Origin of the sequence: Flagellimonas okinawensis, from assembly GCF_029194005.1 — a bacterium.
GTDB classification, from domain to species: Bacteria; Bacteroidota; Bacteroidia; order Flavobacteriales; family Flavobacteriaceae; genus Flagellimonas; species Flagellimonas okinawensis.
In genome coordinates, this window is the sequence record NZ_JARFVA010000004.1 from 308,051 (window position 1) to 324,647 (window position 16,597).

Consider the following 16,597-nt stretch of genomic DNA (forward strand, 5'->3'; position numbering starts at 1 on the left):
TATTACATTAATTATATCATCACCATATTGTTATGGCTAGAATAAAAGATAATAACGCACAAAAAAGGTTCAACAAAATTTCCATCGGATTGGCCTCTCCAGAGTCAATTTTGGCGGAGTCCCGAGGAGAAGTGTTGAAGCCGGAAACCATAAACTATAGAACGCACAAACCAGAGCGTGATGGATTGTTCTGCGAGCGTATTTTTGGTCCTGTAAAGGATTACGAATGTGCCTGTGGAAAATACAAGAGAATTCGTTACCGTGGTATCGTTTGTGACCGTTGTGGTGTTGAAGTGACGGAGAAAAAGGTTCGTAGAGATCGTGTGGGGCACATTAACCTTGTGGTTCCCGTAGCGCATATCTGGTACTTCCGTTCACTGCCAAACAAAATAGGATACCTTTTGGGATTGCCTTCCAAAAAGTTGGATATGATCATATACTATGAAAGGTATGTGGTTATCCAGCCCGGTATTGCCAAAGGTCCGGAAGGTGAAGAAATCAACAAGATGGATTTCTTGACCGAAGAGGAATATTTGAACATTTTGGAATCCATACCTACCGAGAACCAATACTTGGAGGATACCGATCCAAACAAGTTCATCGCCAAAATGGGTGCCGAGTGTTTGATCGACATTTTGTCCAGAATCGATTTGGAACAATTGTCATACGAACTTCGTCACAAGGCGAACACGGAGACTTCAAAACAGCGTAAGACCGAAGCCTTGAAGCGTCTTCAAGTTGTGGAAGCTTTGCGTGAGTCGCAAGGAAACAGGGAGAACAACCCTGAGTGGATGATCATGAAGGTGATTCCTGTAATTCCACCAGAATTGCGTCCGTTGGTACCGTTGGATGGTGGTCGTTTTGCGACTTCCGATTTGAACGATTTGTACCGTAGGGTAATTATCCGTAACAACCGTTTGAAGCGTTTGATGGAAATCAAGGCACCAGAGGTGATCTTGAGGAACGAAAAGCGTATGCTTCAAGAAGCGGTGGATTCCCTTTTCGATAACACAAGAAAGGCATCCGCTGTAAAAACAGAATCGAACAGACCATTGAAATCCCTTTCTGATTCATTGAAAGGTAAGCAAGGTCGATTCCGTCAAAACCTGTTGGGTAAACGTGTGGATTACTCCGCTCGTTCCGTGATCGTCGTTGGACCGGAATTGAAATTGTACGAATGTGGTCTTCCAAAAGATATGGCGGCCGAGCTTTACAAACCGTTCATCATCCGTAAGTTGATTGAAAGGGGTATCGTAAAGACCGTTAAATCTGCGAAAAAGATCATAGACAAGAAGGAACCCGTAGTATGGGACATTCTTGAAAACGTCCTTAAAGGGCACCCAGTATTGTTGAACCGTGCCCCCACATTGCACCGTTTGGGTATCCAAGCGTTCCAGCCTAAACTTATCGAAGGTAAGGCGATTCGTTTGCACCCATTGGCTTGTACCGCATTTAACGCGGATTTTGATGGGGATCAGATGGCAGTTCACTTGCCATTGGGGCCAGAGGCTATTTTGGAAGCTCAATTATTGATGTTGGCTTCACAGAACATCCTTAACCCAGCCAACGGTTCCCCGATCACCGTACCATCTCAGGATATGGTCTTGGGATTGTACTATATGACCAAACATAAAAAATCCACTCCGGAAGAGCCTGTATTGGGTGAAGGGTTGACCTTCTACTCTTCTGAAGAGGTTGAGATTGCTTTCAACGAGAAAAAAGTTTCGCTTAACGCCGGAATTAAGGTAAGGGCCAAAGACTTTAACGAAGAAGGTGAATTGGTATATCAAATCATCGAGACCACGGTAGGTCGTGTATTGTTCAACACGGAAGTGCCGGAACAAGCAGGATTCATCAACCAGGTATTGAACAAGAAAGCCCTAAGAAATATTATCGGGGACATTCTTGCGGTAACCGATGTGCCTACCACGGCTGATTTCTTGGACAAGATCAAGGCCATGGGATACGATTTCGCCTTTAAAGGTGGTCTATCCTTTAGTTTGGGTGATATTATCATCCCTGCAGAAAAGCTGGATATGATTGGTGAGGCCAATGAGCAGGTTGACGGTATTATGATGAACTACAACATGGGTCTTATCACCAACAACGAGCGATATAACCAGGTTATTGATGTTTGGACGTCTACCAATGCCATGTTGACCGAATTGGCGATGAAGCGTATTCGTGAAGACAAACAAGGATTCAACTCGGTATATATGATGTTGGATTCTGGTGCAAGGGGTTCCAAAGAGCAGATCCGTCAGTTGACCGGTATGCGTGGATTGATGGCCAAACCTAAAAAATCCACCGCTGGTGGTGGTGAAATTATCGAAAACCCGATTCTTTCCAACTTTAAGGAGGGGCTTTCGATCTTGGAATACTTTATCTCTACCCACGGTGCGCGTAAAGGTCTTGCGGATACCGCTTTGAAAACGGCGGATGCGGGTTACTTGACCAGACGTTTGGTGGATGTTTCACAAGATGTGATCGTTAATAGCGAAGATTGTGAAACCTTGAGAGGTATCGAAGTAGAGCCATTGAAGAAAAACGAGGAGATTGTAGAAACCTTAGGAGAAAGAATCTTAGGTAGGGTATCATTGCACGATGTGTACAACCCATTGACCGAAGAACTTATCCTTAAAGCAGGCCAAGAAATCAACGAGGTCGATGTGAAAAGGGTGGAAGCAGCTCCTATCGAGAAAATAGAAGTACGATCTCCATTGACATGTGAGGCGCCACAGGGAATCTGTGCCAAATGTTACGGTAGAAACCTTGCGACCAATAAAATGGTTCAACGAGGTGAAGCTGTAGGTGTTGTTGCCGCACAGTCCATTGGTGAGCCGGGTACACAGTTGACATTGCGTACCTTCCACGTGGGTGGTATTGCAGGTAACATTTCCGAGGACAACAAATTGGAGTCCAAATTTGATGGTGTTGCAGAAATCGAGGACTTGCGTTTGGTTGAAGGCGAGGCCAGTGATGGAAGTAAAACCAACATTGTGATCTCCAGGACTTCGGAAGTTAAGATTGTAGATCAAAAAACAGGAATTACCCTAAGTACAAATAACATTCCTTACGGTTCTCAATTGTTCATCAAGGACGGCGAGAAGATCAGCAAAGGAACGGTTATCTGTGAGTGGGATCCGTATAACGGTGTTATTGTTTCTGAATTCTCCGGTAAGATAGCTTACGAGAATATCGAGCAAGGAGTTACTTACCAAGTGGAAATCGATGAACAGACCGGTTTCCAGGAAAAAGTAATTTCTGAATCCAGAAACAAAAAGTTGATTCCAACCTTGTTGATACAGGATGCTAAAGGAGAAACCTTACGTTCGTACAACCTACCAGTAGGTTCGCACCTTATGGTGGATGACGGAGATAAGGTGAAGGAAGGTAAGATATTGGTGAAAATCCCACGTAAATCTGCTAAGGCAGGGGATATTACCGGTGGTCTTCCAAGGGTAACCGAGCTTTTCGAGGCCCGTAACCCATCCAACCCGGCAGTAGTGTCGGAAATAGACGGTGTGGTATCCTTTGGTAAGATCAAGCGTGGTAACCGTGAGATCATTATCGAGTCCAAGACAGGTGACCTTAAAAAGTACTTGGTCAAATTGTCCAACCAGATTTTGGTACAGGAGAACGACTACGTACGTGCAGGTATGCCATTGTCCGATGGTTCCATTACACCAGAAGACATCTTGGCAATCAAAGGACCATCAGCAGTACAACAGTACTTGGTGAACGAGGTACAGGAAGTATACCGTTTACAAGGTGTGAAGATCAACGATAAGCACTTTGAGGTGGTTGTGAGACAGATGATGCGTAAAGTGAAGATCCAAGATCCAGGGGATACTATTTTCCTTGAAAATCAATTGGTGCACAAAGATGACTTTATCAACGAGAACGATGAGATTTTCGGTAAAAAGGTTGTTGAAGATGCCGGTGATTCAGAAAGGTTGAAACCAGGTCAGATTTTGACAGTACGTGAACTTCGGGACGAGAACTCCATTCTTAGAAGGGAGGACAAGACCTTGGTATCCGCAAGAGATGCAGTAGCAGCCACTGCTACCCCTATCTTGCAGGGTATTACAAGAGCTTCCTTGCAGACTAAGTCGTTCATCTCCGCAGCATCGTTCCAGGAAACTACCAAAGTATTGAACGAAGCCGCTGTAAGCGGTAAAGTAGATACCTTGGAAGGATTGAAAGAGAATGTAATTGTAGGACATAAGATTCCGGCCGGTACAGGTATGAGGGATTATGATAGCATCATAGTTGGTTCCAAAGAGGAATACGATGAGATCATGGCCCGAAAGGAGGAATTTAAATTCTAAATAACATAAACCCTGGCCCTTAGGCCGGGGTTTTATTTTTAAGATAAGTTATCAAGTTATGGCAGAGGAAAACAAAAAACAGAAACAGATCAATATAGAATTGGATGAAAAAACCGCTGAGGGAACCTATTCCAACTTGGCCATTATCAACCATTCCGTATCCGAGTTCGTTGTGGACTTTATCAGCTTGATGCCAGGTGCTCCAAAGGCTAAGGTAAAGAGCAGGGTTATATTGACCCCGCAACATGCCAAAAAGTTGCTCAAGGCCCTAAATGAGAACGTAAGCCGTTTTGAACAGGCCCACGGAACCATTCAGGATTATGAGCAGCCCGCGATTCCATTGAATTTTGGACCTACCGGTGAAGCATAAAAAAAGCCCCTGAACAGGGGCTTTTTTATTGGTTTTATTTTAACCAACCTTTTTGTATGCCCTTTCCGGAAAATGATATCAGGTAAAGTCCGATCACCAGTATAATAATGGGCATGGTGTAAGTGGAAGGTCCAAAAGCTTCCACGGCATTGGAGATGAACAACCAATGGATAAATTGGGCCACTGCGGCCAAAAGCGAAATAATAAATAGTGGTCTGGCCCATTTTTTTCGCATAAGCAATCCAATACAGGCTAAAGTCCCTGAGAAAACAGCAATGGCAAATGCAGCGGTTGCCCAAGCGGGAATACCTTCAAACGCCTCTCGCTGTGCTTGGTCCAAAGTTTCCAAAATCGCTTGTTGATTATAGGCCTGGTTTAGATAATTGAATACACCTACCAAGTTCCATAGCAGGGCAATAACACTTACCGCCCAAAACCATGTTGGCGGCTTAACAGAAGTAGTCATAATACCTTTATTTAATTGGTTATGCTATTCAATGTACGAAAAAAAGTAGCAAAAACTGTGCAAACTGCTCATATTCAGATTCATGTGCAACCAAGTTTTTATGTGTCCTATTCGAATTCCGAAGTGTAGTGCAGTTTTACCGAAGGATATTTTTGTTGTGTCATTTGCAGGGAAAAAGGGGAATCTGCCAAAAATACCAGTTGTCCCTTTTTGTCCGTGGCCAAAAACTTTTGCTTTACGCGTTTAAATTCTTTGAATTCCTCATTGTTTTCATCCTCGGCTTCGACCCAACATGCCTTATGTACAGGGAAATTCTCATAGGTGCACTTCGCACCGTATTCGTGCTCCAATCGATATTGGATAACCTCATACTGAAGGGCGCCAACGGTACCGATTATTTTTCTTCCGTTCATTTCCAGAGTAAACAACTGTGCCACACCTTCATCCATCAATTGGTCTATTCCCTTGTACAATTGTTTGGCCTTCATAGGGTCGGCATTATTGATGTACCTGAAATGCTCAGGGGAGAAACTTGGTATTCCTTTGTAATGTAATTCTTCTCCACTGGTCAAGGTATCCCCGATCTTAAAGTTCCCCGTGTCGTGTAATCCAACAATATCACCGGGATAGGAGATGTCCACAATCTCTTTTTTCTCTGCAAAAAAGGCATTGGGGCTTGAGAATTTTAATTTTTTGCCCTGTCTAACATGTAAGTATGGGGTGTTTCTTTCAAAGGTTCCCGAAACAATCTTAACGAATGCAAGACGGTCACGGTGCTTTGGGTCCATATTGGCGTGTATCTTAAACACAAAGCCGGAAAAGTCCTTTTCATTGGCCTTTACCAACCTTTCTTCAGCTTTTTTAGGGCGGGGTGATGGAGCAATGTTCACAAAGCAATCCAAAAGCTCGCGTACTCCAAAATTGTTCAGGGCCGATCCAAAGAATACTGGCTGGAGCTCACCTTTTAAATAGGCTTCCTTGTCAAAATCCGGATACACACCATGCACCAGCTCCAGATTGTCCCTGAGTTCTTCGGCAGCTTTACTGCCAATGATTTTTTCAAGTTCCGGGTTGTCCAAATCGTCAAAAGCAATGGTCTCTTCGATATTCTTTTTACTGTTCCCGCTAAATAGATTGATGTTTTTCTCGTAGATATTGTAGATGCCCTTAAAGTCATAGCCCATGCCGATAGGGAAGCTCAAAGGTGTAACCGTAAGTCCCAATTTTTGTTCCACTTCGTCCAAAAGGTCAAAGGCATCCTTACCTTCACGGTCCAATTTGTTGATGAAAACAATCATGGGAATGTTCCGCATACGGCAAACCTCCACTAATTTTTCGGTCTGCTCCTCCACACCTTTTGCGACATCTATAACTACGATTACACTGTCGACAGCGGTAAGTGTCCTAAAGGTGTCTTCAGCAAAATCCTTGTGACCTGGAGTATCCAAGATATTGATTTTCTTGTCTTTATAGATAAAGGCGAGTACGGAAGTGGCAACGGAAATACCTCTTTGGCGCTCTATCTCCATAAAATCACTTGTTGCGGATTTTTTGATTTTGTTGCTTTTTACTGCACCCGCTTCCTGTATGGCGCCTCCGAACAGCAATAATTTTTCGGTCAAAGTGGTCTTACCCGCATCAGGGTGGGATATGATACCAAATGTTCTTCTTTTCGCTATTTCCTTTTCAAAAACCATCAACAAAAATTTCCGCAAAAATAGGGGATTTATATGTTTTGACCCTCATTTTCTAAAGGATTCGGAATTGTTGATATCATTGGAAAAAAATTGGTGATTTACCCGTTCCAAAACGAAAAAGAAAGGTAATTTTCGCCCGTTTTAAAATCGCTAACCATTCTACGCGGGAACCATTCGTTTGTCAAACAGATGGATAAGGTTAATTATGATGAAGAAATCGCCTTTTGTCGAGAAAAATAGGAGGTGATGGTCAAATAGTTTAACTATGTGACGTAATTGTGTCGAGTTGTGTCGAATAGGACCAGTGACATTAAAACAAAAAGAAAACCCCAATTTTCTTACAATTACAACAACCTCTTTTAGCCATGGTGATTAGTTGACCAAAACTTATCATTTATGGAGAATTTTACTTTTGTAAGACTAAAGCAACGTTTGGTCCAAAAATCCACCTTACTGGTGTTGATTTTTATAGTTGGACTTAAATCAGCTTTTGGTGCCAATACATATAACACTTCACATACTCTTCCTTCTGGGGATCATCATGCCGAGAACAAATATGATGTCCAAAGTGTTGGTTGGGCAAATAATTTGTGGAATCCCCTCGCGCAGGAGTTCAGCACGGTTGATTGTGATGGCGATGGTGTGACCTGCGAACAGGAAAACCTAGATGGTACAGATCCCAATGATCCTTGTGATTTTATTTTATCCCATCAAAATTGTGCTCCTTCCCAAGAATGGAAAAATGCAGATTGCGATGGCGATGGTGTGAGCAATGAAAAGGAAAAAGAGGATAGTACTGACCCGTTGGATCCATGTGATTTGGTATTGGAACATCAAAATTGTGCCCCTTCCCAGGAATGGAAAAATGCAGATTGTGATGGTGATGGTGTGAGCAATGGAAAGGAAAAAGAAGATGGAACAGATCCTTTTGATCCATGTGATTTGATATTGGAACATCAAAATTGTGCCCCTTCCCAGGAATGGAAAAATGCTGATTGTGATGGTGATGGCGTGAGCAATGGTCAGGAAAAGGAGGATGGTACAGATCCATTAGATCCATGCGACTTTATACTGGAGCACCAAGATTGTGCACCTACGCAGGAATGGAAGAACGCTGATTGCGATGGTGATGGCGTGAGCAATGGTCAGGAAAAGGAGGATGATACAGATCCATTAGATCCATGCGACTTTATACTGGAGCACCAAGATTGTGCACCTACGCAGGAATGGAAGAACGCTGATTGCGATGGTGATGGAGTGAGCAATGGTCAGGAAAAGGAGGATGATACAGATCCATTAGATCCATGCGACTTTATACTGGAGCACCAAGATTGTACACCTACGCAGGAATGGAAAGAAACTGATTGTGATGGTGACGGAGTTACGAACGAAGATGAAAAGGAAGATGGGACCGACCCCTTGGATCCTTGTGATTACAATCCGGAAAGTATAACACTTCCTCGCTCAGGCGATTATCTAGAGGTAGATTGTGACGGAGATGGAGTGAACAATGGAGATGAAGAAGAGGACGGTACTGATCCCCAAGACCCATGTGATTTTAATTTGGAAAGTCAAACTATGGACCCTTCGTCGACATGGAACACCTCTGACTGTGATGGGGACGGGGTTACCAATGAAGATGAAAAAGAAGATGGAACAGACCCATTGGACCCATGTGATTACAATCCCGAGAGTGTAACTTTGCCGCAATCCGCAGATTGGGAAGCATTGGATTGTGACGGCGATGGCAACCCTAATGGTAATGATCCAGACCCTTTGATGGCCAATGCCAGTGATGATTTTGGTTCAACTGCTGCCCTAACGGAAGTTGCTATCAATATACTGGAGAATGACGACTTTCTTGCCAATAACGACCCTAATCAACTTGGTGTTACTAATTTGACCAGAATAGGCGGAGATGCAACAGGCGAGGTTACCTTTAACAATGAGACAGGTTTTGTTGGTTATACGCCATTGGTTACCGAATCCAACTCTACTGTAACAATAATTTACCAGGTTTGTAATGTGTTGCCAGACCCTAGTGTCTGTGCTTCCGCTACAATTTATATTGAAGTTGGTGCAAACAACTTGGACGCGGTGGACGATTCCTTTACCGTTGAAAGCGGAGAAGACGGAATGATACCAGACAGTAATGTACTGTCCAATGACACGTATAATGATGGGGCGGCTACCCTTGACAATATCAATTTAAGCTCTACACCGACCGATGAATTGATGATCAATTTTGATGGGAGTGTTAGTGTGGTGCCAGGAACCGGACCCGGAACTTATACAATCGATTATACCATTTGTGACCTTACCGATGCAACGAACTGTGATACGGCCACGGTAACCGTCGAAGTGATGGAGGGTGCTGGAAATGTATTGGACGCCGTGGACGATTCATACACCGTTGAAAGCGGTGAAGACGGAATGATACCAGACAGTAATGTACTGTCCAATGACACGTATAATGATGGGGCGGCTACCCTTGATAATGTCAATTTAAGTTCTACATCGACCGATGAATTGATCATCAATCCTGATGGAAGTGTAAGTGTTGTTCCAGGAACCGGACCCGGAACTTATACAATCGATTATACCATTTGTGACCTTACCGATACAACGAACTGTGATACAGCTACGGTAACCGTGGAAGTGATGGAGGGTGCTGGAAATGTATTGGACGCCGTGGACGATTCATACACCGTTGAAAGCGGAGAGGACGGAATGATACCAGATAGTAATGTACTTTCCAATGATACCTATAATGATGGGGGGGCTACCTTTGACAATGTCAACTTAAGCTCTACATCGACCGATGAATTGATCATCAACCCTGATGGAAGTGTAAGTGTTGTTCCAGGAACCGGACCCGGAACTTATACCATCGATTATACCATTTGTGACCTTGCCGATGCAACAAACTGTGACACGGCCACGGTAACCGTGGAAGTGATGGAGGGTGCTGGGAATGGATTGGATGCGGTTGACGACTCCTTTAGCGTTGGAAGCGGAGAGGATGGAATGATACCAGATAGTAATGTACTGTCCAATGATACCTATAATGATGGCGAGGTTACCCTGGACAATGTTATCTTAAGTTCTACACCGACCGATGAATTAATCATCAATCCTGATGGGAGTGTCAGTGTTATTCCAGGAACCGGACCAGGTACCTATACCATTGACTACACTTTATGTGATGTAATGGATGTCAATAATTGTGATACGGCCACGGTAACCGTGGAAGTGATGGAGGGTGCTGGAAATGTATTGGACGCCGTGGACGATTCATACACCGTTGAAAGCGGAGATGACGGAATGATACCAGATAGTAATGTACTGTCCAATGACACTTATAATGATGGGGCGGCTACCCTTGACAATGTCAATTTAAGCTCTACACCGACCGATGAACTGATCATCAACCCTGATGGGAGTGTCAGTGTGGTGCCAGGAACCGGACCAGGGACCTATACAATCGATTATACCATTTGTGATCTAACGGATACAACGAACTGTGATACGGCTACGGTAACCGTTGAGGTAGTATCCGGAATGGATAATGAAATCGATGCCGTAGATGATGGTTATAACACTGGTTCAGGTGGTGGTTTGATCACGGATAGCAATGTTCTTTTGAATGATACATTGAATGATGAGCAAGTATCGCCCATTGATGTGATCTTAACGTCAACATCTACCAACGAGCTCAGCATCAATGATAATGGTGAGGTAATATTGGCATCGAATACTCCAGCAGGGACCTATACTATAGAGTATACCATTTGTGAGGCTGCAAATCCTGATAATTGTGATACGGCAACAGTGACGGTGATTGTGGAAGACATCGAAGTGAACCAAATGCTAACACCGAACGGAGATTTAAAAAATGACTTTTTGTTTATACGTGGTGTTGAGTACATCAAATCAAGTACTATCAAAATATTCAACCGATGGGGGACCCTTGTTTTTGAAGGGAATAATTATGATAATGTAAACAATGTCTTCGATGGAAGGGTAAGGGGCAAATCAGCCTTGAGCGTTAACGATTACCTTCCTGCAGGTGTTTATTTTTATATTTTTAATTACCAGACCGAACAAGGTAGTTTTACAGATTCGGAATACCTTTATATAAGCAGATAACATATTTTCAGAATGATAAAGAAACATATTTTAACTACGTTGTTGTTTATTGGGATTTTATCTACAGGAGCAATCGCCCAACAAGATGCCCAGTATACTCAATACATGTACAATACGTTGAGTGTCAACCCTGCTTATGCCGGTTCTCGAGGACAACTAAGTTTTGCAGGACTCTACCGATCACAATGGGTAGGTCTGGATGGGGCACCTGAAACTTTTACCCTGAATTTGCATTCACCCATACGCAACAGTAGGTTGGGTTATGGAATATCCATAGTCAACGACAACATTGGTGATGGAGTGGTCCAAGAGACTTATTTGGATGCGGTGATATCCTACACCATCGATGTTTCTATGGATGCCAAATTATCCTTTGGGCTTAAAGCTGGTGGAAATATGTTGAGTTTGGATTTTAATGGGTTGAGGAATTTTGATCAGGAAGTGGTCAATCAAAACAATATAGATAACAGGTTCAATCCTAATTTTGGACTGGGAGTATATTACCATACCGATAAATTTTACGCAGGTATCTCGGCGCCAAATGTGCTGGAAGCGGAATATTTTGACAATGACAACACGGAAGATGGCGTCAACTTTCTGTCCGCTGATAGAATGAACGTATACTTGATCACCGGTTATGTATTTGATGTGGGCCCGGACCTTCAATTTAAACCTGCCTTGCTCACCAAGGCAGTAGGAGGAGCACCTTTACAGGTGGATCTATCGGCAAGTTTTCTGTTTGCCAACAAATTTAGTTTTGGAGCCGCGTATAGGTGGGATGCTGCTGTGAGCGGATTGGTTGGTTTTCAGGTGACCGACCAGATTATGTTGGGACTTGCTTACGATCGTGAGACTACCGAATTGGGAGGTACACAGTTTAACGATGGCTCTTTTGAAGTCTTCCTGAGACTGGAACTATTGAAGTCCTTTCAACGGACCATTTCACCAAGATTCTTTTAATCTAGTATAGCATGCTGAAAAGAATACTCATAATATTGATTGTAACCAGCGGATGTTTTATTAAACTGAACGCTCAGCAAGATAGTATCCCGGATAAACAGATTGCCCGGGTAATGGAAAAGGCCGATGAACGATACAATCAATATTCCTTTAGTCCTGCAATAGACATTTATAAGAAAGTCCTTGACAAGGGGTATACTTCCCCTGACCTGTTAAAACGACTGGGTAATTCCTATTACTTCAATGCCAAATACCAAGAAGCTGCAGAGACTTATAAAAAACTCGAAGAAACCTATCCGGATGCAATGTCCGTGGAGGATGTGTTCAGGTATGCGCAGAGTCTTAAATCCACTGGGAATTATGATCAGGCCACAAAGGTAATGGAGGATTTCAAGGCCATGACCGCTGCTATGGTAGACTTTGATGAGGATTACATGGCCAAGATAGAGAAAAATTCAGGCAGGTATACCATAAAGGAGTTTCCCTACAACAGCAAGTATTCAGATTTTGCAGCGGCCTATTATGAGGAAGGACTCATTTTTGCTTCGGACCGAGATACAGGAAATTTTGCAAGATACAGGCATACCTGGAATGCAAGGGACTTTCTGGACCTTTACAAGGTGAATGCCGATAGTGTTTCGAATGATTTTGTGGTAAAGCTGGATGGAGATGTAAATACCCGCCTACACGAGTCATCTTCAGTGATTACCAAGGATGGAACCATGATGTACTTTACAAGGAACAACTTCATGGACGGCAGAAAAAAGAAAGATGAAGAAGGAATCATACGATTAAAAATATACAGTGCCGAAAATGTGGATGGTATTTGGACCAATATCGTGGAACTTCCATTTAACAGTGATTCTTATTCCGTTGCCCATCCCATGCTCAGTCCTGATGGTAAAAAACTATATTTTGTCTCCGATATGCCGGGAAGTTTGGGCGAATCGGACATTTTTGTCACTGATATCATCGGTGATGGTACCTACGGGCCCATTGTAAACCTAGGGGAGAATATCAATACCATAGCAAGGGAAACCTTCCCTTTTATAACCAAGGATGGGATTTTGTACTTTTCCTCAGACGGACATCAAGGCCTGGGAGGTTTGGATGTGTTTGCCACCAAAATCACCTATAACGATTACACCCAGCCCGTGGTTAATGTGGGGAAACCTGTAAATACCCCAAAGGACGATTTTTCTTTTATCTATGATTCCGATAATAGTACAGGGTATTTTGCCTCAAACAGGGACGGAGGAACAGGCGATGACGATATTTATGAGTTTGTTGAAAACGAACCCCTGACCTTGGACTGTATCCAGGAGGTCAGTGGTACGGTACGGGATCGTATTTCCAATGAAGTTCTGGCAGGGGCCACGGTAAAGATCATTGATGAGGAAAATAACGAGATATCTTCCACCATAACGGATTCAGAAGGAAATTATATACTTATGTTGGATTGTTCCAAAGGTAATTTTGTGAGGGCTTCTCGAGATGGTTACGTCCCTGCAGAAGAATATTTACCCATATCTGACGGTAAACCCCGTATTGTGGATTTTTATCTGGAACGTGATGTGGTAACCGGTGGTTTTGGTGATGATTTGGCCAAGTTGTTACAGTTGAGCACGATTTATTTTGATCTCAATAAATTCAATATCCGCCCAGATGCCGAAATTGAGATACAGAAAGTGATCGTTGCCATGGAAAAGTATCCTAGCCTTAAAATTAAGGTCAATTCTCATACAGATAGCCGAGGCGTAGATGCTTACAATTTGTGGTTGTCACAGAAAAGAGCTGAGTCCACCGTAAACTATATGATTTCAAAGGGAATAGCTGCGGACAGGTTGCAAGGTGAAGGTTTCGGAGAAACACGCTTAGTGAATGATTGTGCAAATGGGGTTCAATGCTCTGAAGAACAGCATCAATTAAATAGAAGATCTGAGTTTATCATATTCGAATAACATTATTTTTTAATTGTTTAGAAAACGGCTCCTTTTTAAGGGGCCGTTTTTTTATATGTGTATGATTTACATGTTCAATTTTTGGGGATGATTTTAAGGCATGATGTCATTCTATTTCAGAGGTTTGAAATGTAAGATTCGACTTACTTTATTGGTTAAATAATGTGGGCTCATCGATGAACTGTCTTAAAAATATCGTAAAAAATTAAGTTGGTCACCTCATTTTTTGACTGCTATACAATTCTAATTCATTGGTTCACAACAATTATTTTCCACCCCTAAAAGTGAGGGTAATTTTGTATGCGGTTGAAAATTCGGTGTGTTGAATCACCAAAGAATTTAAAGACCAGAAGTTTAAAGAATCAACAAAACTACAGCAATACAATCTTCATTTAATAGCAACCTCATGAAAAAGAGCATTCTAGCCTTATTATTTCTGCTTTTTACAGGAATTGCCTTTTCTCAAACAACAGTAACCCTTCAAGATCAATGCAATTGCGAAGTTCTTAAGGGTACAGATGTAACCAGTTCAGGAGCTTTGACACCAACAGGTGCAGATTTGGGAGACATTTATGTCAACACCAATACAGGAACCATTTATTTCTGGGACGGTGATTCATGGGAACTGACCGCCACCGACGATCAACAATTAACTGGATTTACTTTTGATGAGGCTACAAACATATTATCACTTTCCTTGGAAGATGGGGGGAATGTAAATGTTGATTTAAGTAGCTTGAAGGATGTATTGACAGATTCAAATACCACCGTAACTTCTTTTGATATTGACGGTACAAATACCAATTTGGTAATTACGGATTCAGAAGCCAATACTTTTGCTGTAGCATTGGCGGATCTGGCAGCTTTGATTGATACCAATACCGACAACCAAGACTTGACAGGAGCAACCCTGAACGGTTCAAATCAATTACAAATTGATATACAAAATGGAGCATCTGCAACTGTAGACCTAAGCAGTCTGGATAACAGTGCAGGAGTGGCGGCCAACGCCTCGGCCATCTCTACCAACACTGGCAACATCACAACGAATGCCACGAACATATCTGACAACGCATCCGATATAGCCACGAACACCGCTGCGATAACGACCAATGCTTCGAATATCACTTCGAACACTTCGAACATCACGGCCAACACGAACAATATTGCCACGAACGCTTCCGATATCTCGGACAACGCATCCGATATAGAAACGAACACCGCTGCGATTACAACAAATGCCACGGCCATTTCAGCCAACGCTACCGACATTTCTGACCATATCGCCGCGGACGGTGACCTATCCTCGACCAACGAGATCCAGAACATCGAGCAAGTACTTACAGAAAGCAACGATGCGAACGGATTGGTAATCACCGGTCTCGGGACACCGACAGCTGGTAGCGATGCCGCGACCAAAGCCTATGTCGACAGCATGGCCGATGACGATATCACGGGAGCTTCCTTGGACGCTCCGAGCAACGTATTGACGATCAGCGAGGGCACGACCGATGTTACGGTGGACCTTAGCGACCTTGACGACAGTGCAGGAGTGGCGGCCAACGCCTCGGCCATCACAACGAACGCCACGAACATCTCGGACAACGCATCCGATATAGCAACGAATACCGCTGCGATTTCGACCAACGCTTCGAATATCACTTCGAACACTTCGAACATCACGGCCAACACGAACAATATTGCCACGAACGCTTCCGATATCTCGGACAACGTTACGGACATCTCGACCAATACGGGCAACATCACAACCAATGCCACGAACATATCTGACAACGCATCCGATATAGCAACGAACACCGCTGCGATCACAACAAATGCCACGGCCATTTCAGCGAATGCTACCGACATTGCGGACCATATCGCCGCGGACGGTGACCTTTCCTCGACCAACGAGATCCAGAACATCGAGCAAGTACTTACAGAAAGCAACGATGCGAACGGATTGGTAATCACCGGTCTCGGGACACCGACAGCTGGTAGCGATGCCGCGACCAAAGCCTATGTCGACAGCATGGCCGATGACGATATCACGGGAGCTTCCTTGGACGCTCCGAGCAACGTATTGACGATCAGCGAGGGCACGACCGATGTTACGGTGGACCTTAGCGACCTTGACGACAGTGCAGGAGTGGCGGCCAATGCCTCGGCCATCACAACCAATGCCACGAACATCTCGGACAATACATCCGATATTGCAACGAACACCGCTGCGATCACAACGAATGCTTCGAATATTACTTCTAACACGTCGAACATCACGGCCAACACGAACAATATTGCCACGAACGCTTCCGATATCTCGGACAACGCTACGGCCATCTCGACCAACACGGGCAACATCACAACAAATGCCACGGCCATTTCAGCCAACGCGACCGACATTGCGGACCATATCGCCGCGGACGGTGACCTATCCTCAACCAACGAGATCCAGAATTTGGGAGAGGTGCTTGCCGATGGGAACGATGGTGGTGGAGCTGCCATCACCAACATCGCAGATCCTACCAACGCTCAGGATGCCGCGACCAAAGCCTATGTCGACAGCATGGCCGATGACGATATCACGGGAGCTTCCTTGGACGCTCCGAGCAACGTATTGACGATCAGCGAGGGCACGACCGATGTTACGGTGGACCTTAGCG

General features: G+C 43.8%; 8 protein-coding genes. 6 read left to right on the forward strand and 2 right to left on the reverse strand.

Features of this window, described 5'->3' with window-relative positions:
• The first annotated feature begins 32 nt into the window (after nt 1–32).
• Nucleotides 33–4,331 (forward strand): DNA-directed RNA polymerase subunit beta', encoded by a 4,299-nt coding sequence (gene rpoC / locus PY091_RS13515; RefSeq protein WP_275650181.1) that lies wholly within the window; start codon nt 33–35, stop codon nt 4,329–4,331.
• 58 nt (nt 4,332–4,389) lie between these two features.
• Nucleotides 4,390–4,701 carry a DUF3467 domain-containing protein gene (locus tag PY091_RS13520; RefSeq protein ID WP_275650182.1) on the forward strand — a complete coding sequence of 104 codons (312 nt, stop codon included), beginning with the start codon at nt 4,390–4,392 and terminating at the stop codon, nt 4,699–4,701.
• A 34-nt stretch (nt 4,702–4,735) separates the two neighbouring features.
• On the opposite strand, the gene PY091_RS13525 is transcribed toward PY091_RS13520, so the two are convergent.
• Nucleotides 4,736–5,167 (reverse strand): hypothetical protein, encoded by a 432-nt coding sequence (locus PY091_RS13525; RefSeq protein WP_275650183.1) that lies wholly within the window; start codon nt 5,165–5,167, stop codon nt 4,736–4,738.
• A 107-nt stretch (nt 5,168–5,274) separates the two neighbouring features.
• Complete coding sequence (locus tag PY091_RS13530) at nt 5,275–6,864, reverse strand: peptide chain release factor 3 (RefSeq protein WP_275650194.1); 1,590 nt, start codon at nt 6,862–6,864, stop codon at nt 5,275–5,277.
• A gap of 396 nt (nt 6,865–7,260) precedes the next feature.
• On the opposite strand from PY091_RS13530, the gene PY091_RS13535 reads away from it, so the two are divergent.
• From PY091_RS13535 to PY091_RS13550, 4 genes are all read left to right on the forward strand, one after another.
• Nucleotides 7,261–11,013 (forward strand): Ig-like domain-containing protein, encoded by a 3,753-nt coding sequence (locus PY091_RS13535; protein ID WP_275650184.1) that lies wholly within the window; start codon nt 7,261–7,263, stop codon nt 11,011–11,013.
• A gap of 12 nt (nt 11,014–11,025) precedes the next feature.
• Nucleotides 11,026–11,973 carry a PorP/SprF family type IX secretion system membrane protein gene (locus PY091_RS13540; RefSeq protein ID WP_275650185.1) on the forward strand — a complete coding sequence of 316 codons (948 nt, stop codon included), beginning with the start codon at nt 11,026–11,028 and terminating at the stop codon, nt 11,971–11,973.
• A gap of 11 nt (nt 11,974–11,984) precedes the next feature.
• Nucleotides 11,985–13,934, forward strand: coding sequence for an OmpA family protein (locus PY091_RS13545; protein ID WP_275650186.1), 1,950 nt, complete (start codon nt 11,985–11,987; stop codon nt 13,932–13,934).
• Between the two features lie 406 nt (nt 13,935–14,340).
• On the forward strand, nt 14,341–16,597 hold a 2,257-nt coding region (locus PY091_RS13550; RefSeq protein WP_275650187.1), incomplete at its 3' end, for a beta strand repeat-containing protein.

Bases quoted from the DNA above. Each gene is read 5' to 3' on its own strand.
- rpoC (WP_275650181.1), top strand. From the start codon at position 33: ATGGCTAGAATAAAAGATAATAACGCACAAAAAAGGTTCAACAAAATT.
- PY091_RS13520 (WP_275650182.1), top strand. From the start codon at position 4,390: ATGGCAGAGGAAAACAAAAAACAGAAACAGATCAATATAGAATTGGAT.
- PY091_RS13525 (WP_275650183.1), bottom strand. From the start codon at position 5,167: ATGACTACTTCTGTTAAGCCGCCAACATGGTTTTGGGCGGTAAGTGTT.
- PY091_RS13530 (WP_275650194.1), bottom strand. From the start codon at position 6,864: ATGGTTTTTGAAAAGGAAATAGCGAAAAGAAGAACATTTGGTATCATA.
- PY091_RS13535 (WP_275650184.1), top strand. From the start codon at position 7,261: ATGGAGAATTTTACTTTTGTAAGACTAAAGCAACGTTTGGTCCAAAAA.
- PY091_RS13540 (WP_275650185.1), top strand. From the start codon at position 11,026: ATGATAAAGAAACATATTTTAACTACGTTGTTGTTTATTGGGATTTTA.
- PY091_RS13545 (WP_275650186.1), top strand. From the start codon at position 11,985: ATGCTGAAAAGAATACTCATAATATTGATTGTAACCAGCGGATGTTTT.